Origin of the sequence: Microcoleus sp. D3_18_C4 (assembly GCF_036702355.1) — a bacterium.
Classification (GTDB): domain Bacteria; phylum Cyanobacteriota; class Cyanobacteriia; order Cyanobacteriales; family Microcoleaceae; genus Microcoleus.
The window spans coordinates 53,254-77,137 of sequence record NZ_JAUBTF010000003.1 but is presented as its reverse complement, the minus strand read 5'-3'; the positions used below and the strand labels follow the sequence as shown (position 1 = coordinate 77,137).

Genomic DNA, 23,884 nt, shown 5'->3' with positions numbered 1-23,884 from the left:
CTTTTCGACTGACAATAAACCGTCAACAGTAAACCGTCAACAGTCAACTCTTCGCTACTTAATAGTCTTGAACGTATCCATTTTCCCAGTAAATCGGTTGATAAACATCTGCAAAACAGTCCGCTTGCCAATATTGATATTAGAACTCACGGACATTCCCGACTGCAAGTTAACCTCCACTTCATTTGCCTTGTCCTTGTTCAAAACAAACTTCTGATTTTTGAGCTTAATTTTGGTTTTGAAAGCATAGTATTTCCGCAGTTCAGTAGGAGGCTCAGCATCGCTGCTAATCTCTATCACTTCACCCTCAGCAGTACCAAACTCCATCGCTGGGAAAGCTTCTACATTCACTTCCACAGGCACGCATTGGTATTTCGTCAAACCCAGTTTCTCTCTGTTAACTTCCTTCTCTGGACAAACGCAACTTTTACCTATTTCGCAGTCAATCTTTTCTCCGTCTAATTGCTTGCCGTGATACTGCTCCAATTTTGCCCGCTTCTGTCTCAAAGCATCCAATACCAGAGCCACATTGCTGTTTTCCAGGTAAACAACTGCTTCCAGACCGTTGTCGTCATCCAAAACTTTGAGCAGCTTTTCAGTTTGCTGCGCTTCGTAATAAGCTTCTTCGCAGCGTGCTGGGCGCGGTTCGCCCGGTTTCAGCACCGTATTAATAATGGATTGGCATATCGGATCTTTCGCCATATCCAACTTAGCTTTCTCCTTCGTAGAAGGCTTCAAATCAAAGATTACCCCCGATACCGGAGCCTTCATCACTTGAGTGTCGCGGTTTTGTTGAGCCTTTTCTAGCTGAGCGTTCACCTCGGACAACTTTTTCAGGTTTTCCACTTTGAAGCGGCTTAGCTGAGAATCGCTGCTGGCAATTTGTTTCTCGTTTTCAGCAATTTTGCTGTAAAGTTCTTTTGCCCAAGAATCCTTGGTGTTTTTTAACTGTTCTTGGGCGCGGGCGATAGACTCCTGAATGCGCGCTTGCTCTCCTTGCTGGCGCTGTATGTCAGCACTAATTTTTTGGATGTCACCTTGACGCGCGTTAATTTCGCCTCGGCGCGTATTGATTTCACCGAGGCGTGTGTTAATTTCGCCTTTGCGAGAGTTGATTTCACCTTCGCGCTGCTTGATTTGATCTTGCTGTTTGAGAACGTCGCTTTGGCCTCTGAAAACATCTTGCTCTTGACGTTCTTTTTGCAGTTCAGCGATGGCTCCTTCCTCTACCAGGGGGGCGAGTCTGCCTAGAATGTTTTGATTCGACTTCAATACTTGTTGGGATTTCGCTAACTGTTCTTGGGCCAAATCTCTCTGAGCCAGGGCGGATTTTACTTGCTCTTGCGAAGAACTTAACTGCTGCTGGGCATAATTTAATTGGTTTTGGGCAAAACCCAATTGTTGCTGTGCCACTGTCATTTGATCGCCGGCGGCTTTCTCAGCATCCTGAGCTTGCTTCAGTTGTTTTTCTAACTCCTGAACTTGGCCTTGAGCAGCAGCGACGCGAGACAGAAATTCCGATCGATAATTAACATAAAGTCCTTGCTGAGCAGCATCAAAATTTCCGCTAGCTCCCCGATTGAGGTACAGTTCGTCAATCAAAGCTTGCAGCACTTGATTTTGTGCCGTGAGGCTCTGTCTGTCCTTGATTGTTGATTCTAGGTTAGAAGGAACAGCGCCTTGAATTTTGCCGTTGACAACATCTTCGTAAAATTTATTTTCCTTTTCCAGAGCTTCTTTAGTTTTCTGTATCGATGTTAAATCGGCACTGGGTGCTATGGGGTTGAAAGTGAGCAGAGGCTGGTTTTTTTCCACGCGATCGCCATTTTCAACGTGAAGTCTCACCACAGCGCCCGTAGCAGGTGCTTGGATGTCTCTAGCACCATCTTTGAGTTCCAATTGGCCGACAGCAGGGACAGCTTGCTCTACGCTAGCAAAATAAGCCCAAACTACAGCAGAAGTGGTCATCAGCATGATCATCCACAAAAACAAGTGCGACCAAATCGCTGGTTTTTCGAGAATGACTGGTTGCTCAGAAAGTATTAACGATTTCATAGCCATTTGTTAGTTCTCAGTTGTTAAGCGTTAGTGATCAGTTGTGAGTTGTTAGAGATCAGGTATTCGATGACTCTTGTTGTTGGAAGAGGCAGTAGTAACGCCCTTTAAGAGCCATTAATTCTTTATGAGTTCCCCGCTCGACTACAGAACCTTGATCCATCATAATAATTACATCGGCGTTTTGGATGGTAGTCAGGCGGTGAGTAATGAAAAACACCGTGCGGCCGGCAAAAGCTTCTGCTAAGTTATTGCAAACTTGGCGTTCGGAATGGTAGTCGAGAGCGCTTGTAGCTTCGTCCAAAATCAGCAGTTTCGGGTTTTGCAAAATCGTCCGGGCGATCGCCAAACGCTGCCTTTGACCCCCAGAAAGCGACGAACCCCGCTCTCCCACCACCGTATTGTAGCCAGCAGGTAAGCCCATAATAAAATCGTGAGCTACCGCTAATTTTGCAGCTCGCACAATCTCATCCGTACTCGCATCGGGATTACTCAGAGCAATATTTTCCTGCACAGTACAGTTAAACAGCAAAGTATCTTGCAACACCACCCCAAGTTGGCTGCGGAGCGAGTACAGTTCCACCTTAGAAATGTCGTATCCGTCAATAAAAATCCGGCCCGACAACGGCGGATAAAGACGCTGCAACAGCTTCATCGCCGTACTTTTACCGGAACCGCTTCCCCCCACGATTCCCACAAAACTGCCAGCAGGAAATTCCAAATTAACATTAGCTAATTGCAGTGCCCCGCTTTCTAGGAATCGGAAGGAAACCTCCTCATAGGTAACCTGCCCTTGAATTGCCGGCAGCGGGATATTGCTCCGGTCTTCATCGCTGGTTTCCGTCGGCGTATCGACCACATCCTTAAGCATATCGATCGACATTGAGACTTCTTGGAAACTTTGCCAGACGCTCACAAAACGCAGCAGCGAACCAGTCACGTTCCCGGAAATAATTCGGAAAGCAATCAACTGACCCAAAGTAATCTCATTTCCCAGTACCAAATAAGCTCCCACCCACAACTGAGCTAAGTTACCCACCTGGTTTAAAAAGCCGCTAATCGTACCGGCCGTAGTCCCCGTGATAATGGTTTTAAAACTGGCTGTAATGTATTTTGCGTAGCGGCTCGACCACTCCCATCGGGATTTCAATTCAATATTTTGAGCCTTAACAGTTTGAATCCCGCTGACTACTTCTACTAGATAAGATTGAGAGTCAGCAAAACGCATATTTCTTTGTTTGATCAGGCGCAGCACCAGCGGATTGATTAGAATAATCATCAGCCCCAGTATCGGTACCACTGCCAAAGATACAAACGTTAGCTGCACACTGTAGGAGAGCATAACGGCGACGTAAACCACCGAAAATACCGCATCAAGAACCACTGTCAGAGCTGTACTCGTCATGAATTCCCGAATCTGGCCCATCATGCTGAATTTGTAGACCAAATCTCCGACGCGCCGGTTGTCAAAGTAATTTTGGGGCAGCCGGAGCAAGTGGTCGATCACCTCCGCACTCAATTTGACATCGATGCGGTTTGAGGTATCTATAAACAAAAAGGTACGCAAACCGTTGAGCAGTCCTTCAAACAGAGCAACACCTAACAGAAATGCACCCAAAATATCCAAGGTGTCAATGCTACGCTGACCTAAGACCTTATCAATAATTATTTGGCTGATTAATGGGTTGGCAAGACCAAATAACTGTACAAAAAACGAAGCGAGCAACACCTCAAAAAACACTGTCTTGTGTTCCATCAGCGCCGGCACAAACCACCAGAAGCTGAACTGCTCTTTTTGTTCGACTTGCGGAGCTTGCAGGAGCAGGACTTCTCCCTGTTCGCCCCAGATTTCTTTAAACTGAGGTATCCGCTTCCGCATCAGCCCCTGTTCGGGCGTGGCCATCACCAATTCTTGCTCGGTGATGCTGTAAATAATGGCAAAGCTATCTTGCCATTTAATCATTACGGGGGCTTTGATGCGGTTGATGGCTTCTGCTGGCACTTGCGCCAATTGGGGCGTGAGGCCGATGCTTTGGGCGATCGCCCCGCAGGCTTGCATACTGATAGAACCAGCGGTTTTTAACTGATTTTCTAGAACTTTGCGGATGATATCTCGACGAAATTTCAGGCCGAAATACTTGCTCAACATCTGGAAGCAAGCTAGCGGAGCGTCAATCTGCCCTTTGGCGCGGAAAACTGGATATCTGCCCGCATCCTTTGGTTGGTCCCTTGCGGGTTCTGGGGGAGTAGGTGGGGCGGGGGGTACATCCTCAAAAATGATGGGTGGCTTTTTCCCTGAGCCTCCTGTTCCTGTGTCTGTCCCGCCAATAGGGGGATCTTCTAGCTCTGGTGGTGATGCTGAGGGTTCCCGGAAGCCGACCAAGCGGGCGCCGAGGCGACCTTCTACTTTTAAGGATTTGGCTGCGTTTTCCTCCACAGAGAAGCGGCTGCCGGTGGGAAAGTCGCCCAAGACGCCACTGCTGACGAGCCAAATTCGATCGGCATCTAGCTCTTTGGCGATGTCTTGAGTTTTTTTGTTGCCGTTTGGTACGTTGACAACTGTCGCATCTTGCCAAGCTTGCAGGGTGAGTTCCTTGAGATTAGAAGTGCCGTCGGCTTGGCGCTGCAACTCCAGGCTCAACAGTTCAAATACTTCGCTCAACGAACAGTGTTCGCGAAAGGCTTCTCCAAAAGTCGGCTGTTTTTCCAGTACGCTCAGGAAATCTTCGGCAGGTAGGACGATCGCGATCACATCTGTAGAGGCGATCGCTGTTTCGCAGGGAACCCCCCTGAGCAACCCAGCCCAGCCGAGAATTTCCTTCGACTGCACCAAGCGCAAACTTACGTGGCGCTGCGAGCGCTGGTCAAAGCCCAGCAGCCGCGCCTGGCCTTGATAGATAATTGCCACCTGAGTCGGCATTTTTTCCCGTTCAAACAGGGGTTGCCCCGTCCGGTAGCCAAGGAGTTGGCATTTAGCCACCAAGGCTGTCAGAGCCGTCTCTGACAGTCGGTCAAAGGGAGGTGTTTGAGCTAGGAAATCCTGAATTTGGGAGAGGGAAACAGCGGAAGAAGTCATCCAATTTTAGATTTTAGATTTTAGATTTTAGATTGAATCCACAGATGAATCCAGGGGGTTTTTGTCAGGATGCTACGCTTTTTCAAGTCTCCACGGATAAATCCGGGGGCCCCTGACCCAATTGCTGGATTGTCATGATATTGAAGACACGGAGGAGAGGGGCTGTAGCGGGCCTATTTGCGATATCTGTTCGGCGAGCCAGCTTTCAAAGAGTTCGTTAATCAAGTGCAGCCGCATCGATTCATCGAGCTGGGCCGGCATGAACTTTTCTAGTCGAATAATTACCATCCATTCTGCCAGAGGACGCGGCGTCCAGAGTTGATTTGGCTGGCTGACGGACAAAAGTTTGCTGATTGCCGGGTGGGGCTGGCTCAGGGGTACTGGGCCCAACAAGCCACCTGACTTGGACTCGGGCCCTTCGGAATAGTCGCGGGCCACTTCAGCAAAGGTTTGTTCCCCTTCGAGGATGCGAAAGTAAAGTTCGTTTGCTAATGCTGGATTTTTGGTGCGTACCAGGGAATAGACTACGTGGTCTAGGCTGGCTTTGCGGGTTAAAAAATAATTATCTACTTTAGGTCTCCAAGTGGCTTGCTTAAATTTTTCGATCAGCAAGGGCCTAACGGCCATCTCTTGAAGTTCTTCTTCCGTCATATTTTGGCCGCGCAGCCAAGCTTCTTTGGCTTCGGGGGCTGTCAGTTGGTGTTGGGCCAGAAAGTCAAGGACGGCGGATTTTCGTTCTTCGTCGCTGCAACTAAAGGATGCGATCGCTTGGTCTACTATTACACCGCGCAAGAATTGCGGCATCAACTGATACCGCTTCAGGAGCGATGGCATATCCTGAGCTTGCAATAATTTATCGCCTATTTGAAAAAGTCCTGTCATTTTTTTATCTCCAACTGACTTGCGCTTCCCCTTTTAATTTAGCTGTGGCAGGAAAAGAGCGACAACCACTAACCCCTCGATTCCCCGATGATAGCAGACCGTCAGTGGGCTAGCGCTATTGCTGTCTATTTCTTGACGCTCTGCCTAGCGAGGGGTTCCCCGCGGGTCTCACAATGGTAGCGGGATGCGAGAGTGGGAGAGTGGGAAAATCTTTACTTCTGCCATCTTCCTTCTTCCCTCAACATCCATCCGTTAAATCCCGTACACTGCTTAGTTGCTGAACTTCCTTCTTCCTTCACTCTCGGAATAGTCTTTCAAAGAGTGTTTCGAGTTGGGTCGAGCAAGCGCGACTGTCGAGATATTTGGGGTTTGCCGCCATTTTTTGCTGGATTCGCTCGCGGTAGTGCCGACGCAGTTCTGGGTTTGTACCCAGTGCTGTGCTCAGCTCTAAATAAGAGTTCTCGCTGTTTGCTACCAGTTCCGGAAGTAGCAGTTCTTCGAGCACGGCGGCTGATTGTCGCGATCGAGTTGTTTGCCCTTTTCTTACCACTACAGGCAACCCCACCAACAGAGGTTCTGCTAAGGAGCAGGCACTGCTGTATGGATATGAGTCTAAATATATATCAGCCAATTCCAGACATTTTATGCAATCGGCGCGAGATGGCAGCGCCTTAATCACAACTAAGCGCTTTTTGTCAATCCCAAACTCGGCAAAGAGCGATCGAATTTGGTTGTAAAAAGGCACCGTCGGATAGTTTCCATTGCGGGAACTAAAGGGATACAAAACTAAAATAGAATTCGGTACGGCAGCAATAATTTTTGCCCAAGTTTCTCTCAATTCTGGGATAATTGTCAAAGCTGGAGCGCCGGACATGAACACTACAGATTCGTCTGTAGCTCCCCAACTCCTGCGAGTCGGTTCAACTCTGCCAGGTGCTGATCCTACAGTATAGCTTAAACAAACTCCCGACCCTTCTAAACTAATTAATTTTTCGCGATACTCTGCTGCTGCACCTGCGCGCAATGTCAAATCTCCAGCAATGAAATAATCGATATTTCGGGTGCCGGTGGTTGCGGGGGTTGATGCACCGGTAGCTATTTGCACCCGCGCTAGTCGGTGCAGGCACAGGAGGGCACTTGGTTGAGAAGTGTCGCTAGTATTGGTGCAGATTAGCAGAATATCTAAATCGTGCGATCGCATTTCTCGAACTTGATTGGGCAAATCTTCTGACAGTTGCACCAGTTTGTCGGCGCAATTTTCGCAATATTTCCCCAGTCGCTCGTCTTGTACCTGGAAATAGTACACGATTATTTCAAATTTGCTTCTGTCTAAATATTCAAAACTCGAAATGGCAGCACGAGTCTCGGATTCATCACTAATTTTATCAAGCAAAAAGCCAACTCGTATTTTAGTTCTTTCAGGTTCTCTATGAGGAAAATTCCATTCTATTTGACAGCCGATATTTTTCAAATGAAATTCCAGAATATCAGCTCGCTGACTCAATATATGGAGTAGATTGACCTCGCTAAAATACAAAGGTTGGAATCTAACATTTTTCGCAATAAAATCCCCCAAATAACGCCAAACTTCTGAATCGGGAAAACTAGCGATATTAGCAGCGACGTATTTGATTAACTGCTGGAAATATTCAGAGTACCTTTCTACTTCCCAGTTTTGTTTAAAATAACCGGGAGACTGAAATATAAATTTCAGAAAATCGTCAAAAAACCACTGGGGAATCGCTGCATTGTTATATTCAAGTGGCAACTGATAAGCGTCGCGGTACAGCATCGCTGCGAGGAGATATTGCATCTTCTCGGCAATTTCTCCTCCTTCAGCAAGTTTCGAGGATAACTGCTGAACAAAACTTTGTTCTGACTCAGTTAAACTTTCATTTTTGAGGGCGCTATCTAGTAGCAATTTATGAGCTTTACCCATATCTTTCGAGTAAGCAGTTTCTAATTTTTCCGCTGGCAAATTCAGCCAATATTCAGCTAGCTGTTGGCGGTATGGGCGCAGCGCGAGAAGAGGCTGTTTTGAGGGAAATTTATTGTATTGATCAAGCAGTGGTGACAATTCCGATAAACTCGGCTGGGTTCTCAATGCCAACTTTTGGCGGATTGTCTGTTTGATTTGTTGCTCCAGGAAACTGTAATCAGGACTATTTAGTAGTTTTTTGTAAAATCTGACTACATCCTTATGATTTTCCCCAGCAGCGAAGTTTTTCCAAGTTTGTTGTTCGGGATGAATCCGCAGCGACGACAGTTTTTCGTCTACAAATCCGATGTGATAGTTTCCCATGATTCGCCACCACATATCTAAGTCTACATACTGAGATAATCCCGAATCAAATAATCCTATTTCTGCAAAAACTCGCGCGGCAATTAAGACGGTACTCGGTTCGCCAATTTTATTTATGGGGTTGCTCAAGCAGTTAGTATCAGCCAGTAATTCTTTTCCGGGCTGAATAGATTTTAAATTCGACCAACTTTTATGCAAATCTTTAATTGATTGGGAAGCTAGGCGCAAAATCGGGTTAGATTCATCGTCAGCTATGGTGATGCCGCGCGGGGAAAAAACCATACCTATTTCTGGGTTTTGTTGGGCGATTGCGACCATTTTCTCAATACATTCTGGCGCGAGCAAGTCGTCTTGAAACAAAAACTTAATGTATTGACCTTTTGCTTGAGATATGCAAAAGTTCCAGTTTTGTGATAAACCGTAGTTGCGGTGCAGTACGATGCGGAAATCGACTGAAGTTTGTAATTGGAATGATTGGGCGATCGCAATTGTGCGGTCTGTGGAGCCGTCATCGGATATAATCAGTTCTATGTTAGGGTATGTTTGGGCCAAAGCACTTTGAATTGCTTCCCCAATAAATGCTTCTCCGTTGTATGTCGGAATGCAAATGCTAACCTTCGGCTGCTCCTTTGGCAGTTCTCCTTTTAATTGACTTTGTTGCTGTGATGGTGGCAAGTTAGCCCTAATTTTTGCCGACTTCGCTTTGGCTGTTCCTGACAGAGGTATGCTTTGAAAGTTATCGGTAATCTCGGCAATATATTCGAGACGTTTGCTAATTTTATTACCTGTAACTTGCGGGTTGAGTAAAGTCTTAATTTCTTCTGCCGCCACCGCTCCCATTTGTTGAGCTTCCCGGTAATTGTTAAAGACGTACCGCATTAAATCTGCAGCGTGTTCGACATCTGCTTCGGCCCAAACATTGCCTTTTTTGTAAGGCCCGCAATCTTGCTCAATTGGGATTAACTTATACTTGACTAAATAGCTATTGCCGACATTCATAAATTCTGTATTTGATGAATAGCCGGTGGCAATTACGGGTTTCCCGTAAAACATGGCTTCAGCCATTGTTAATCCAAATCCTTCGCAGCGGTGCAGGGATACATAACAGTCGCAATTATACAGCAAACCGTTAAGTTTATTTTTGGACAAATACCCGTCTAGATGTTTGATATTTGAAGAATTAGCTATGGCAGATTTTAATAAATTTTGCTCCTCTAAATGTTTGTTTGAATTAGAAGATTTGATAATCAACAAGAGGCGGTCATCTTCGCCAAAAGCTTGTTTAAATGCTTGAATTGTCGCTAAAGTATTTTTGCGCTCAATGCGGCTGGAAAAGTCGAATACAAACAAGAAAATAAATTTATTTTTCGGTAAATTCAGTGCTTCTCTGTTCAGGGAACGTGCGGGAAGATCAATACTTGGCATGATTTTGATGACAGGAATTGGCGCAAGTGCAGAAATTGCCTCGGCGCAATAGTTGCTGTAAGTCCATATTTCGTGAAAGTGATTAAATGCTGGCTGCCATTCTGGGGGAAATGCGGGAAGTTCCCAGGCCCAAAAGCCGATATTGTATTTGTTTTCAAAATAGGTGGAACCTGTATGTTTGATAAAGGCTGCAACTTGATCGGCGTTGACTTGAATTAAGTTTACGGGATGGGGATTGTCTTGGCTAAAGTTTTGATATGTGGTGTCTTGTTTGCGGTGAGGACTGCGGGTAAAATTGTTTATGGCGAAGGGCATCCCGGCGGCTTCTGCAGCTCTGATATTAGCTCTGACACCTTCTCCTATACCAAATTCGCCGTTAATGTAGCCGGCGATGTTTATTCCTAGACTAGGGTTCATAGTTTCTAATGAATTTAGCACAGTGTAGTGTGGATTTTTTGAGACTGTTGGCGAATGTCTGAGGGGTGAAACCCCTCAGGCATCGCCGTCCTGAATAGGCAGAATGATTGTGTAATCACGCAGCCTATTAAATAATTTATTATGACTCTTCATCCCCGCGACTGCTCGTCAATTCCAGAAATGACAGCAACTGTGGCACGAACATTCTTTCCCAAAGGAAATCCATATACAGCACTTCCGGGTGTTATGAGGTACAATAAGAATAGATTAAAAAAATACACCAATGAAAGCATATTCAGTAGATTTGCGAACAAAAATAGTAGCAGCCCATATCGAGCAGAAGCTGTCGATCAGAAAAACAGCAGCGATATTTTCCGTCAGTAAAAGTTTAGTTCAAAAACTGGTCAAGCAACAAAAAATAGAGGGGAATTTACAGCCGAAACCCAGGGGGAAACCGAGATACAGTCATTTGAATAATTCCACAGCTTCTTTGAGAGAAATAGTGGCAGCACATCCCGATGCAACCTTACTAGAATTGTGTGAGTTATTTGCCCAGAAGACGGGAAATTGGGTGGGTAGAACAGCCATGTGTAACGCCTTACAAAAGTTGGGATTAAATCGTAAAAAAAAACAGTGAGAAGTAGCCAAGCCGGAACAGAAAGAGTCATGAAGTTAAGGTTAGATTATTGGGAAAAAGTCAAGCATATCGACCCACACAATGAGTGTGTTTTTAGATGATACTATTGTAATTTTGTTGGGATTCTGCTTGACTGAACAGCCTATTGTTTGTGCTTGTCGTTGATTCTGTCCCTAAAAACTGCATTTAGAGCGATAATTCTCAGGATGGTATTTGGTTTCGGCTTAAACACCGACACTCACACTGGTGACAGATGCTAGGAGCAAATTTGCCACCAAAACCGCTTTATAAAACAAAGATGAGTTGAGTTTCATGGATTGGCTAATTTAGAGAAAAATAACTAACTTTATGTTACCCCAATATTCATACTGTGATGTTTTAATCAGGATATATAGCGATCGCAAATGAATTGTAAATCACAAATCATGTATAATAATGAGGACGTAAATCTCAGTAGGAGTTGAGATGTCTCAAAAGAAATCGGCACAAAAAGTGGAGCATGAAGTCCAAGCTTTATTGTAACTCGAAAATTTTATTGCCAGCAATCCCGACCCAAGAGAACTTAAAAAAGCTGCTTCTATCCGCATGTTAATTGAAGGGGTTCCCCGCGAAACTCTTCAAAAGATATTGGGAGTATCATCTCCATTTATCAGTAAGTGGAAAATCAATTATGCGTTGCATGGAATTGAAGGGTTGCGCTTAAATCATTAGGGTTCGCGGGGACAACTTAAGCCTGAAGAACGAGCGGAAGTCATCCAATGGTTAACCAATAAAAACCAGTGGGATTTATCCGAATTGTCAAATTATATAGCCGAGCGATATCAGATTGAATTTCAATCAAAAACTAGCTACTACCAACTTTTTAATTCAGCGGGAATTAGCTGGAAAAAATTTCAAAAAAAGAATCCAAAACGTGATGAAGAACTCGTCAAAAAAAAGCACCAAGAAATCTGTGAAATTCTGGAAGAACACCGCTCAGCTATAGAAGCGAGAAAGCTTGTGGTGTATTTGATTGATGAGTGTCATCTATTGTGGGAAGATGTCTGTGGTTATCTTTGGAGAAGGCGCAACGAGAGAATAGAAATACCAAGGCGTGAATCAGATAGAAAAACAAACTTATTATGACGCAGTAAATTATTTAACAAAACAGTTTGTTCTGCGAGAATATGCAACGGCAAATTCTGAGAATACAGTGGCTTACTTAAAAGACTTACAATCTTTAAATCCCGAAGCCAGACATTTGATTATTGGGGATGGAGCCAGCTATCACAAATATAAAGAAATGAAAGCTTACCTAGAAGAAATTAATCAAGGTAAAGAGCGGGATGAATGGCCTTTAACTTGTGTCCTGTTTGCTCCTAATGCTAGGCAGCAGAATCCAGTCGAAGATATTTGGCTTCATGCCAAGACTTGGGTGAGAAAATTTGGGAATCGGCTCAGTTATGAATGCCTTGGTTAAATGGTTTTTCAATTTTACCATACAGTCACAAAGCTTTGACTTTCTCAAGTTACACAAATTTGGTATTTTTGAACCAACACTCAATGGAACTGCTGCTCGATCGAACCCTTAATTAATTTACGAATGATTTGCGATCGCTATAACAGCGAGATATGGCTAAAGTTGCGAAACTGCGATCGGTCTAACTGACCTATTCCTCTCAAAAACAGCTCTCGGTTTCAAAGCAATTCTCAACAATAGCCACAGCGCTCGCCATTCTCCGGGAGTTTCCTGGCGCTGCCACTGGCCCGGCCGACAGTACAGCATTTCGATCAAACAGCGGTGCTGGCTAATGTTCAGGCGATCGAACGCAATTCGCACAGTTGGAAATTCCACAAAACTGCACTCTTTTCCATCCCGAAAACTTGACTCCAACTGAGATTTATCGCTCACCAACTCAATCTTAGCCACAGGAATAAAACAGTTCTCTTCCATGATTTCCAGAGTCGCAGAATCGCAATCAATTAAACCTTTGGCTAAACGACGCTCTGTGCCCAACTCAACAACAGACGGCGCTACCGAGCTCCTTGGTTTGACTGCCGCACTGGGAGAGAGTGGTTTCATTTTCCCCTGGGATAAACTTGTCTCAAAGGCATATTTTTGCGACATCTCTGCTGCTGTAAAACTTTCTTTACTGCCTTTATTTTTCACCGCAAAACTTGGCCACTGCGTCAAAGCAACTTCCGCGCCACTTTCCGAAATTACAGTGGTTATACCCCAAAAACTTTTACCGCCAATATTCAATTGTACAACCCTGCGTAAATTGAACCATTCGTAAATGTCCGGCTTAGGAATATCCACCAAAATCAGCAATGCAATCCCGATCATCAGCAGGTTGTAACCGCTCCAAATCCACCCCAAACTCATTCCTTTTGACAACTGTGCACTTTCGGATATTGACTGTACGGTGTCAACATTTTTAACTAAATTAATGTTTAAATTGTGCCACAAACTGACTGCTGTAGCTGCGAACAATACAATCAAAGGCCATCCCAAATTCCAGTTAAAACGAAAGCGATCGCTCGCCATTCCTTTTGGCGTCACCTGAAACCCTTTCCCAAAGGGATTCAGCATGGAACTCACCACCGTCACCGCTAAAGGAATACACTGGACGAACGAATAAACATCGGAAAGCAAAGCCGATCCAGATCTGCGGTTCAGCCAAGAAAACACAGTAAGTTGCACCAAATAGTAAGGCAGGAAAAAGTACAGTAATTCCCGCGCACTTGCCCGCAAAGGAATTATGCCGAAAAATGAATAAGCTACAGGTATCAACAGATATAAAACCTTGGTTAAACTGGTAAACCAGTGCAGCAATCCTTCTAAATGAGACAGCCTTTGTACGAATCTGAGACCGCGAATTGTTAAAGGATTGGAATCAATAAAAAATGCCTGAAGAGTGCCTCGCGCCCAGCGTAGCCTTTGATTTAGATGAGCTTCTATATTTTCAGCCGCCAAACCAGCACTCAATTTTTCATCTAAATAAACTAATTGATATCCGGTTGCTGACAGCCGAATTCCGGTAAAATAATCTTCGCAGATTGAATCTGTGACCAATCCTCCCGCTGCTTCTAAAGCAGTCCGCCTCACAACAAAAGATGTACCGCAACAAACCACGCTGTCGGCGCTGTCTTTGATGATTTCAATTTGCCGATAAAAGATTTCTTCTTCCGGCGCCAGCACATTTTCTAAACCTAAATTACGAGAGATGGGGTCGTGATTGTAAAAGCTTTGCGGTGTTTGAACGAGGGCGATTTCGGGATTTTGAAAAAATCCAACTGTGCGAGTTAAAAAGTTTTTAGTGGGAATAAAATCCGCATCGAAAACTACAATTAGTTCTCCATTTGTAAGGGCTGTGGCATGATTAATGTTTCCAGCTTTGGCGTGAATATTATCTGGTCTGGTTATATACTCGCATCCCAGTTCTTTTGCCAGCAACTTGATTTCAGACCGCTTAGTATCGTCAAGCAAATATACTTTTTTGTTGGGATAATCTAATGCTTGACAGCCGATTACACTGCGCCGTAAAATGAAAGCCGGTTCATTGTAGGTTGGGATGAAAATATCTACTGGCGGGGTGAAGTTTCCAGCTTCAACTGCAACTGCCATGCGATCGGCTTCTCGACGCCGGTCTTTCATTCTCAGCATTAAATACAGTTGAATACTGGTGTTGAAAACCAGTAACATTTCTAGGAAAAACAGCCCCAAACTAAAGATACCGTTGAGGGGATCGGTCAAATTTAGAGTAGCGAGTGATCGCCATAAAACGTAGCGAATGGTTAAAGCCAGAACAATTGCAACTACCACAGCGCGCGACCATTTCTGCGGTTGAGGCGAAATTTTAATTGCAGCTAAAGCAACGGAGACAAGCACGATAGTCGGCACTAACAAATACATCTTGCTCGTAGCAGGCACTTGCAGCCACACAGGCGGGTTTTGCTGCCAAGTGTTGATTGTGGCAAAAATACCGCTGACTGTACCTTCACGGCCAAACCAGGCTGCGGCGATCGCACCTGCGAAAGCAACCACCCCCAACACGACTAGCGTTGCCATCGGCACCCGCGAAATCCGCCCAAAGCGGCGTTTCAAGTCTTGAAGATCAAATCTTGAAGTTGTCATAAAATAATTTTAAAGTCCCGATCGTGCATGCAACAGTAAGGGTTTGCTGCTGTCCACTTTTTAATTCTGTGGAAAATTCCGACACACCCCCATTAGTATATTTACATTTTTTAACATTCTGACCATTGTATGATAATTCATCTTGCTTGCTGTTGCCAAACTGCTTAGCGAGTCCAAACCTGGCAAAATATAGCAGAAGGAAGAAGGAAGAAGGTTTGAGTTACCCAGGAGAGAAGTCATATGGATTCCGGTAACACTGGAATGATGGGGAGTGGGGAGTGGGGGAATGTGGAATTATTGACCTTGACTTTATCATTCCCACTCAACCGGAAAAGATATCAGAAGCAATCTTCGGCAAGGATTTCAGCAATGTCGGCAACAGGCTTTCGGGCCTATTCCATAATAAAAAATAATTCTTGTGGGCCGTTTCTGCGACGCCGCCCATAAAAAGCTGATTGAAAATACTGCCACATCTGGGTCATAAACGTCGGGCGCGCTTGCTATAGTTCAAAAAAAATTACAGCAGTTCTCAATCTTGGTGAGGTATGCCCTATGCCCACGGAGGCCTATGCCCCCGGAGGTCTATGCCCGCTTATCAAGCGTGGACCTCATGTTACTGAGCAAGGCTATATCTTGTCTACAAATCAAATAGGATTGCTATATCAAACTATAGCAATCCAGAAAGTTTAGCAATTAGATGAATTTGACATCTAACTAAAGGTAGATTAATTTTATATTAATTTAAAAAAATTACCGCGATCGCAGCACAAAAATTTAGCCATCCAAAAACTAATCAGCCATTTCTAATTGCGAGATTGCATAGCGGGCGACAGCCAAACTAACTCTGGCTTGTTCTATTTCCGACAATTGAGCCCAGGGTCTTGTAGTAGCCATGACTAATTCCCCCCCTTCCGAATCAACATCTCGCATGGCATAAGCCAAAGGACGTGCCAACACCTGCAAATCTTCCTCAGCCCACTGAGGCAAAATATCTAAGACGCACTCTACCATTTGGTCAGCTAAAGATTGATACTTAACAGTGGCGTTTTGCACGCTTTGAGCGATGCTGGCCAGAAAATCTTGAGGAACGCGAGCAAATTTCTCGCGCAAAGACTTTTGCAGAGCAGTCGTCAGCCAAACTTGTTCTAATTGCGAGAATAAAACTTGCGACTTCAGGGCAATATCGCTGTCGCTGAAGGAATCAGATAGCGCAAATTCCTGCTCTAGGGCAGCTAAATAAGATTCGGATTCAAGCTGTGCAGGATTCCAGGGATAAGCAACATCAGTCTGAACAATTGTGGCGAGAAGTTCCATCTGGGCTTGAGTTTGTGAGTCGCGAAAATATTCAGAATCAGTAGATTGGGTAGCCATGATGTAATACCTAGGTGGGAAAAGGAAAAGACAGAAGGGGGACTGTGCCAAGAGCTAGTTGCGAGCCATCAGTGGTGAGTAACTCTTTTAAATTCAGACTGGACACTCAACGCCCAGAACTTTGCTGTGCCAGTAGCCGCTTGCCTTCATTAGCTACACCCGCACCTTAATTCGTTCCGCAATCAGTCTCACTGTACCCCGAAGTTTTAGGAACCTCAATAGTGAACTCAAAAATCTGACCTTGAGAACTGCCAAATTTTAGCTGAGTCCCGCTGCGTAGCAGAAATTCTTGGTGGTGAACTCTCTGCCATCCCTCAGATCCCAAAACTAGAGTCCCGTAGCGAGAAAAATCGCGCAGGAAGTAGCTAGGTTCTTCCCGGCTATCTCCGATAGTGTTCCGGCAGAAAATCTCGGCGTGTTTTTGAGAAACCCACTGTTCTCGAATCACTACGTCATTTTCTTCCCAGCGTCCGACTCGAACCATACCTGCGCGAATCGGCCAAACCTGATTAATCGATTCGGTGGATTTGGCATTTGGTCGATCGCGCCCCCGCAAATAAGCACAAGACGGCAACCGTCCCAACCAAGTAGAAGAATTTAAAGGCAATTCTGTTTTGAGGTCATCTACCGGCTCAGTTAGCTGACCGTCAAACTCAGGGTGCATATAAAGCACAGGCAGCGTCCAAGCCGGTTGATTGAACTTGTAGAGGGTCAATAACTGCTGTCTGGCGACGGCGACTGCCCGATCGATCGACATCCGTCCGGCCAAAGCTTGGGCAAAAGTTTGGATAAAACTCCGGGCCTCGCGATCGGCGATCGAGTCCCGCATCCCCAACACCGCAGGCACCCCGTGATGAATCAGTACCTCAGCCAAACTGCTGCGGGCGATCGCCTGTTGCTGACCGTTAGTTGAGTGCAGCCTCTCCACCGCCGGCTGAGCTCCCCAGCAGGCATTAAACACCGCCAGAGTCACGCGGCACCGAACTAAAACCTGAGCCAGTTCAGTGCCATTAATCGCCGTTTCCGGCCCCAAAAACAGCAAACCGCCGTCGGGGCCCGGTATCCCGTGGCCTGCGTAAAACAGAATGTTGTAAGCTTGCGTTTCCAGCCGAGAAATGAGTTCCGCCGGAGTAGGTTCGATCAGAGTATCGACGCGAGTCGGAACGCTGATGTCAAAATATTTGTCGCTGTCGTCGGTTTGAAAAGCACTTTCCAGAACGCCAGCTAGGGCGAGTGCTTCTTCTCCCAACTGCAAATGACCGTTATTACTCTTGGAAAATTGAGAATTAGCACCGCCGCCGGGTTCTGCTTGTCCCAAAACTAGCAAAATGTTGAGCGACTCCGCAGGCTGCAGGGGTGGCAAAGGTTCAACATTGCTGGTAGTTCGGCTGAACAGCAGTTGCTGCGACAGAGAAATTGCCGGTTGACCGGCTTGAGGCTGCATAATTTCCCAAGGTAAAGCAATTAAATACGGTTCGCGCAAGTCTACGCGCACTCGCAGAGGTAGATTTTGCCCGATCGCGATACCTTTACTTTCCTGGAGACTACCCTGAATCGGCCCTTCAAACAGCCACTGCCAAAGATTAATCCCCAAATGCTGCATCAGGCGGCTGCTGTAGCTTGCCGGTGGCCGAGGCGGATGCTGATCCCCTTTGTCGCCCCACCCCTGTTGACCGAGGTGGAGCGGAACAGAGGGCGTCGCTGGAGCGAGGTGGAGCGACTGAGGACTTCGTTGTTCAGTTTCTGCCAGTATATTCTGGTTGTTTTCCGGCGAGACGAAACTTCCATCAGGATTTAGGGGCAATTCGTGAATTGTCCCGGAGGGCGAAAACATTTCCTGCCAAGCTTTCCAAGATTGGGAGAGGGTATCGGGCCACATACAGTCGTGGTGAACGTACCCGCTGGGATAAGGAGCTTGTAGAACCCAAGTGGCAAAATGGTTTGCCCCAGCGGTTCTCAGGCGAGCGATCGCTATACTGAGGCAAGGACTTTCAGGGCGCGCCATTCACAACTACCGACTCTGGATATAGGGTGGGATTGAGTTTCTCTATTTGTAGTTTATCGGGTTTGGGGTGCGATCGAGTGCGTGAGATTGCTTTGGCAGTTTTTACTTTTACTTAGTGCCCAAAAATTTATCTATATTAGGTAAATCTACCCAAGTTCCCGTAGCATTCGACTCCTGGGTCAAATCCATCAACAACTGTGAGTAAACCCCTTCTCTGAGGGACGGTATCAAAGATTTACCGGCATCTATTGCTTCTACCCACCTATCTACTACTCGAATAAACGGTGCAATTCTCCCGTCTGGATATACTTGAGGAAACTCCAATCTTTGAGGAATTTTGATTTCAGCTAAAGGTTCTCCACCTTGGGAACCCCACAAGCGAAATCCGTGGACGTAATCTTGCTGGTTGTCGCTTCCTAACACCAACGTACCCTTACTTCCGTATATTTCCACCCAGTGTCCCCGCCCTTGATAAGTAACAGAACTCAAACAAACTTGACAAGGAGTTCCCCCGGCTAATTCCAACATCAACGCGCACGAATCATCTGCATCAACTAATTTTAAATTTCCTGAATCATTCGGATCGGGCCGCCGCGAAATTCCTGTAATCAAATGCCCAGAAAGCCTTTGGGGCGGGCCGAACAGCCAGCTAATATAATCAAAAACGTGAGAACCAGTCGCGCCCAAAACTCCGCCGCCTAGATCTTTTTGCGCGTACCAATTCCAGGGGCGATTAGCATCAGCGCGGCTCGACACCAGCCAATCAATCTTAATTAAACGCTTCTCTCCCACATATTCTGCTGCCAATAATTCTGCTAGCATTTGCCATGCGGGGATGAAGCGAAACTCAAAGTCCATTGTGGCAATTGCTCTCGAACCACCATTTTTAAAATCGGTTGGAGATTCGTTGTTTGCCAATCGGTAAAGTTCCCTGGCTTCATTTGCTGTCAGGGCTGTGGGTTTTTCTAATAATAAATGCTTGCCTGCTTCCAAAACGGTTTTTGCCATTTCAAAATGCAAAAATGGCGGCGTGGAAATGCTGACGCCCGCCACTTCTGGGATGGCTACTATATCGGCGATCGAGTCGCAAGCGTAGGGGATATTGTGGGTAGAGGCGAGATCCTTTGCTTTGTCTAAATTCCGGTGATAAACAGCCACAACCTCTGTCCGGTGATGGGCCTGGAATCCGGGAAGGTGAACTTTTTGACCGAAACCTGTACCGACTACTGCTACGCCTATTTTTGACATAATTTAATAATTGGGAATTGTTAACTGTTGACTGTTCACTGTTGGCAGTTGTTAGTTGGCAGTTGGCAGTTGGCAGTTGTTAGTTGTTAGTTGTTAGTTGTTAGCTGCAACCAATAACTAATGACCAATAACTAATAACTAATGACTACTGACTAATGACTAATGACTACTGACTAACCACCCATTCAATTACTTGTTTGCCCAAACTAACGCCATCAAACAAGTCAATTTCTCTGATCCCTGTAGGGCTGGTGACATTAACTTCTGTGAGATAGCCGCCAATAATATCAATGCCGACAAAGTACAGTCCGTCCCGTTGCAGCACTGGTTCTAACTGAGCACAAATTTGCAGTTCGCGATCGGTAATTTCTGTTTTTGCGACTCGGCCGCCGACGGCCATGTTGCCACGAAATTCATTGCCGGTGGGAATGCGGTTGATAGCACCGATGGGCTTGCCGTTCAACAATATAATCCGTTTATCTCCCTCTTTGGCTTCCGGCAGGTAAGTCTGAACCATCACTGGAATTTGCCCTTGTTGAGTGCTAATTTCCACCAGGGAGTTGAGATTGCGATCGCCCGCTTCCAAGAACAAAATCCCCTCGCCAGCTTTGCCGCCCAAGGGTTTAAGAACTGCCGCTCCTTTTTTCTCAACAAATTGCCGAATTACCTGTTTGTTTTGAGAAACAATGGTTTCGGGGATCGCTCCCTCAAATTGCAAAGCATACATCTTTTCATTCGCCGCCCGCAATCCTTTGGGACTGTTAACTACCAAAGTTTTAGCGGGATCGATGCCATCTAGAAGGTAAGTAGCGTAGAGGTAAGGAATGTTGACTGGGGGATCTGTCCGCATAAATACTGCATCCATTGCTTCCAGAGGCTGCAAAGTAGGATGTTCTACCTGGTACCAAGCCTCAGCAGCCTCCCAGCGTCCATCTACCACTTTTACTGGGGTGAGGGCTACCCGACTGAGCATTGCCCAGGTTTTGCCGCCGATGACGCTTAGTTCGTTGGCTTGAGCCGCCCAGACTTCGTGACCCAACTCTTGAGCTGCCTCCATCAGCGCTACGCTGGTATCGTGTCCTGGAATTAGTCGCGCGAGGGGATCGATGATGAATGCAAATTTCATTGTCAATTAAAATTAAGAATTGGTCGCAGGCAAATTTGGGCTAACGCAAAATTCGACAGGGAATGCCTCATTTTGCCGCTAGCAGCGGGTCTAGCTGGCCTAGAGCATCCAGTTTGTGGATGTCGTCGCAGCCGCCTATGTGTTGGTCGTTAATGAATATCTGGGGCAGGGTGCGGCCTCCGTTGGCTCGATCGCTCATTTGATCCCGTGCTGCTTCATCTCCGTCGATCGCGTACTCTGTAAAATCAACCCCTTTTCGTTTCAGCAGTGCTTTGGCACGAATGCAAAACGGGCAGGTTCTCCAAGTGTAAATTTCTACTTTAGGGGTCATGGGACGCTCAAACAATAACAATATTTTTTAATTGTAATCTTAACCATAGTGCGGACTGTTTTTAGTTCCTCGGCTGAAACCCTCGATTTTTCCTTGGTAGCCAACTTGCCTTGGAACCTTGAAACCCTTATTCTACGGTTGCCTATAAAAAACTGTCCGAAGGATTTATCTTAACCAATCTTATTTTAATTTTTATATTTTAATTTTTATATATAGCAACATATAGCAACCTTATCTTTTGTACCGGAGGTTATTCATTGCTGAAACCCTTGCCAGCAATTGCATTTGCCTTCTTCCTTTTTTTTACCCTGACTGAAGTCGCTATCGCTTTCTTCCTTCAACATCCGGCTCTATTTGCAGCGCACAACCGAAGCGAGGTGTCAAGTTATTTTTTATACAATTTTTTATTTTTTATATAAATTTAAGTAAACAAATACCCATGCTTAAAAAAACGGAGACATGGTAAAGGCAAACAGGTTGGTCATCAGCCTGCCTAGCGCTGCGGACCAACCTGCTTGTTTCGCTTTCTGCACGAACAGATCATTCCTGCACCTGTCAGTAGGACTGCGATCGCAGTACCCGGTTCAGGAATAGAAGTTGAGCTTCTCGAAGGTGTGATGTATATTTGGGACAAACTCCCCTCGGTCGCCAATTGCGGGTCGGATGTCGTTGCTGTTGATGTCTGGCTGGAGGCACAGGCAGTAGAATAATTTCCCGGACCGCAGACATCTACTGCTGCTGCCGGAGGGGCGGCAGCTAGATAGTAAAACGCTGTTGCCATTGTGGCAGAGAGTCCAATTGCTAGTTTTGCCAGTGGCGTACACATAACTATTTAGTTAAACAGTGGTAAAATCGAAAAATAGAAATAGTCCTAGAGATTAGCGCTGTACGACGGGCAAGGATTTTAGAGTTCTTACAATAGATGGATGTATTCTCTCGCGGACGCCTGTAAAAGATAGTATAGCGCTTGAGATGAGTGCCCAAACACTTTAATAATATTATTCTCTTTCACCTTGACATTCCGTACCGTGGTTGGGCCAGAGTGAAGCAACCTCTTTTTGCAACCTCTGAAGCAACAGCCCTTACAGCCATTAACAAAGAGTCTTTTTACCTTGACCGCGGTCTCGGGCAATTATTTATTTAACCGAGCGCAAAATAGAGATGCTGTATTGTACTTTGCAATGCACAATCTGACTACTCTTTTATAATCTCATAGTTCGACTAGATCTGTCCTCAGTATATGTACGTATATTCCCCGATGTCAACTATTCAAAAGGAATATTTAAGTATTTACCGAGGGTAGAGGACGTATTGAATGAGCTGAGCAAGTCTGTCGCGGAGAGTTTCCATCCCAAGACCTTTGGCGGCCGAAATAAATACTGCTTGAGGAAATTCTTCTCGGGCGAGAGCGAGAGTATCTCCATCTACGGCATCGATTTTGTTAAAAACTACAAGGGCTGGCCCTGGCGTTACGGGCATATCGGTCAAAATATTCATGACAGATCGAATTTGGCTCTGCCACGCGGGATGGGAGAGATCGACGAGATGCAGCAAAGCATCGGCATCAGTGACTTCTTCGAGGGTAGCCCGGAAAGCGTCGATCAAGGCGGGGGGCAGTTCGCGAATAAAGCCCACTGTATCTGTAAGGACGATCGACAGGGGTTCCCTGGTGACAGTGCCGGGAATGGTCAACCGTCGAGTTGTGGGGTCGAGGGTGGCAAATAACTGGTCGGCGGCGTAGACCTCGGAATTTGTGAGCAGGTTGAGCAGAGTCGATTTACCTGCGTTGGTGTAGCCAACGATCGCCACTGAGGGTACATCGTGATGATGGCGGTTCTGCCGCAGCCGGAAGCGGTGCGCCAGCAGTTGATTTACTTCTTGCTGCAATCGAGAAATGCGTTTGGCGATCGTCCGCCGTTCGGTTTCTAGCTTGGTTTCCCCAGGGCCTCTAGTACCGATGCCGCCACCCTGTCTCGACATTGCCTGACCGCGACCTCTGAGCCGGGGCAGGGCGTACTCTAGCTGAGCGAGTTCGACTTGCAATTTACCCTCGCTCGATCGAGCTCTTTGGGCAAAGATGTCGAGAATTACCTCTGTTCGATCGACAACGCGAAGACCTATCTGAGTTTCCAAGTTCCGTATTTGTGCGGGGGCCAGGTCGCGATCGAATACCACGAGATTAGCACTAATCGTCTGAGCGGTGAGGGAAATTTCCTGAACTTTGCCTTCGCCGACGACTGTTTGCGGATGGGGGCGCGATCGTTTTTGGCGCACTGTTTGCAGAACCTGACCCCCGGCGCTTTCAACCAGCCGCGTGATTTCTGCGAGCCCGTCCTCAAACTCCAACTGAGTCATGTGCTGAGTCATGACACCTACCAACAGCACTTTGTCTTGGTCTGCATCGACCTGCTTAGCGACAAACTCTGCTTGAAACTCTGCTTCGAGTCCTTCCACCAAATCCAGAAAGTCTTGGTCAGCGAGTTCGTCCAAATTCAGCGGTTCTGATATTTTCCAGGGAAAGTGTGGAGTTTGAATTAGTGACTTTGGAATAGAAGGCTCTTCTATTTCATCAGTTGCATCTGGTTCTAACTGAGCGCTCAAAACAGAGAACTCAAAATTTGGCTGATCTCCCTGGGGTATCAGGTGAGCGAGATAAGTTTCTTGGATGTAACCAGTCGCACCGCCGCCGCGGCGCTGAAATCCTCCCCCGGTCAGTGTCAGCCAAACGAGGGCGTCCAGGCGCTGAATTGCCATTGCTGTGAGGGCTGCTTCGCTTGGGGTTTCTGGCTTCAGGTGGGTGGCGATGCAGCGAATGCCGCTGAGGCGACCTCCCCCGTAGCGGGGCAATTCTAGGGGCGCAATCTGCGTTTGCCGGGGTGAACCCACGCCGAC

The 23,884-nt window shown here is 46.2% G+C and carries 13 protein-coding genes and 1 pseudogene; 3 read left to right on the top strand and 11 right to left on the bottom strand.

Going from position 1 to position 23,884, the window contains the following annotated elements:
- Positions 1-54: 54 nt before the first annotated feature.
- From QUA90_RS02100 to QUA90_RS02085, 4 genes are all read right to left on the bottom strand, one after another.
- Entirely contained in the window at positions 55-2,055 is a 2,001-nt protein-coding gene (locus tag QUA90_RS02100) for a chromosome partitioning protein ParA (RefSeq protein ID WP_333443653.1), read from the bottom strand.
- Between the two features lie 58 nt (positions 2,056-2,113).
- The gene (locus QUA90_RS02095) at positions 2,114-5,131 is read right to left on the bottom strand and encodes a peptidase domain-containing ABC transporter (RefSeq protein ID WP_333326775.1); all 3,018 of its coding nucleotides are present in this window, start codon (positions 5,129-5,131) and stop codon (positions 2,114-2,116) included.
- 132 nt (positions 5,132-5,263) lie between these two features.
- Positions 5,264-6,013 (bottom strand): peptidylprolyl isomerase, encoded by a 750-nt coding sequence (locus tag QUA90_RS02090; protein WP_333158023.1) that lies wholly within the window; start codon positions 6,011-6,013, stop codon positions 5,264-5,266.
- Positions 6,014-6,308: 295 nt separating this feature from the next.
- Complete coding sequence (locus QUA90_RS02085) at positions 6,309-10,157, bottom strand: glycosyltransferase (protein ID WP_333443650.1); 3,849 nt, start codon at positions 10,155-10,157, stop codon at positions 6,309-6,311.
- A gap of 283 nt (positions 10,158-10,440) precedes the next feature.
- Between QUA90_RS02085 and QUA90_RS02080 the strand changes: the two genes are divergently transcribed.
- Positions 10,441-10,794 (top strand): IS630 transposase-related protein, encoded by a 354-nt coding sequence (locus QUA90_RS02080; protein WP_333326771.1) that lies wholly within the window; start codon positions 10,441-10,443, stop codon positions 10,792-10,794.
- 465 nt (positions 10,795-11,259) lie between these two features.
- Positions 11,260-12,365, top strand: a pseudogene (locus QUA90_RS02075) (IS630 family transposase).
- 44 nt (positions 12,366-12,409) lie between these two features.
- Here QUA90_RS02075 and QUA90_RS02070 read toward each other — a convergent pair.
- The 6 genes from QUA90_RS02070 to grxC form a co-directional block, all read right to left on the bottom strand.
- Positions 12,410-14,911 carry a glycosyltransferase family 2 protein gene (locus QUA90_RS02070; RefSeq protein ID WP_333443649.1) on the bottom strand — a complete coding sequence of 834 codons (2,502 nt, stop codon included), beginning with the start codon at positions 14,909-14,911 and terminating at the stop codon, positions 12,410-12,412.
- A gap of 789 nt (positions 14,912-15,700) precedes the next feature.
- Entirely contained in the window at positions 15,701-16,282 is a 582-nt protein-coding gene (locus QUA90_RS02065) for a hypothetical protein (protein WP_333082234.1), read from the bottom strand.
- 166 nt (positions 16,283-16,448) lie between these two features.
- Positions 16,449-18,287 (bottom strand): CHAT domain-containing protein, encoded by a 1,839-nt coding sequence (locus tag QUA90_RS02060; protein ID WP_333386194.1) that lies wholly within the window; start codon positions 18,285-18,287, stop codon positions 16,449-16,451.
- 108 nt (positions 18,288-18,395) lie between these two features.
- Positions 18,396-19,535, bottom strand: coding sequence for a Gfo/Idh/MocA family oxidoreductase (locus QUA90_RS02055; RefSeq protein WP_333386197.1), 1,140 nt, complete (start codon positions 19,533-19,535; stop codon positions 18,396-18,398).
- Positions 19,536-19,701: 166 nt separating this feature from the next.
- The gene (gshB, locus tag QUA90_RS02050; RefSeq protein WP_333443647.1) at positions 19,702-20,661 is read right to left on the bottom strand and encodes a glutathione synthase; all 960 of its coding nucleotides are present in this window, start codon (positions 20,659-20,661) and stop codon (positions 19,702-19,704) included.
- A gap of 67 nt (positions 20,662-20,728) precedes the next feature.
- Positions 20,729-20,992 (bottom strand): glutaredoxin 3, encoded by a 264-nt coding sequence (gene grxC, locus QUA90_RS02045; protein WP_333326758.1) that lies wholly within the window; start codon positions 20,990-20,992, stop codon positions 20,729-20,731.
- A gap of 515 nt (positions 20,993-21,507) precedes the next feature.
- Here grxC and QUA90_RS02040 point away from each other — a divergent pair.
- On the top strand, positions 21,508-21,702 hold the full coding sequence (locus tag QUA90_RS02040) for a hypothetical protein (protein ID WP_333227966.1): 195 nt from the start codon (positions 21,508-21,510) through the stop codon (positions 21,700-21,702).
- 580 nt (positions 21,703-22,282) lie between these two features.
- On the opposite strand, the gene hflX is transcribed toward QUA90_RS02040, so the two are convergent.
- Positions 22,283-23,878 carry a GTPase HflX gene (gene hflX, locus QUA90_RS02035; protein ID WP_333386209.1) on the bottom strand — a complete coding sequence of 532 codons (1,596 nt, stop codon included), beginning with the start codon at positions 23,876-23,878 and terminating at the stop codon, positions 22,283-22,285.
- Positions 23,879-23,884: the final 6 nt, after the last annotated feature.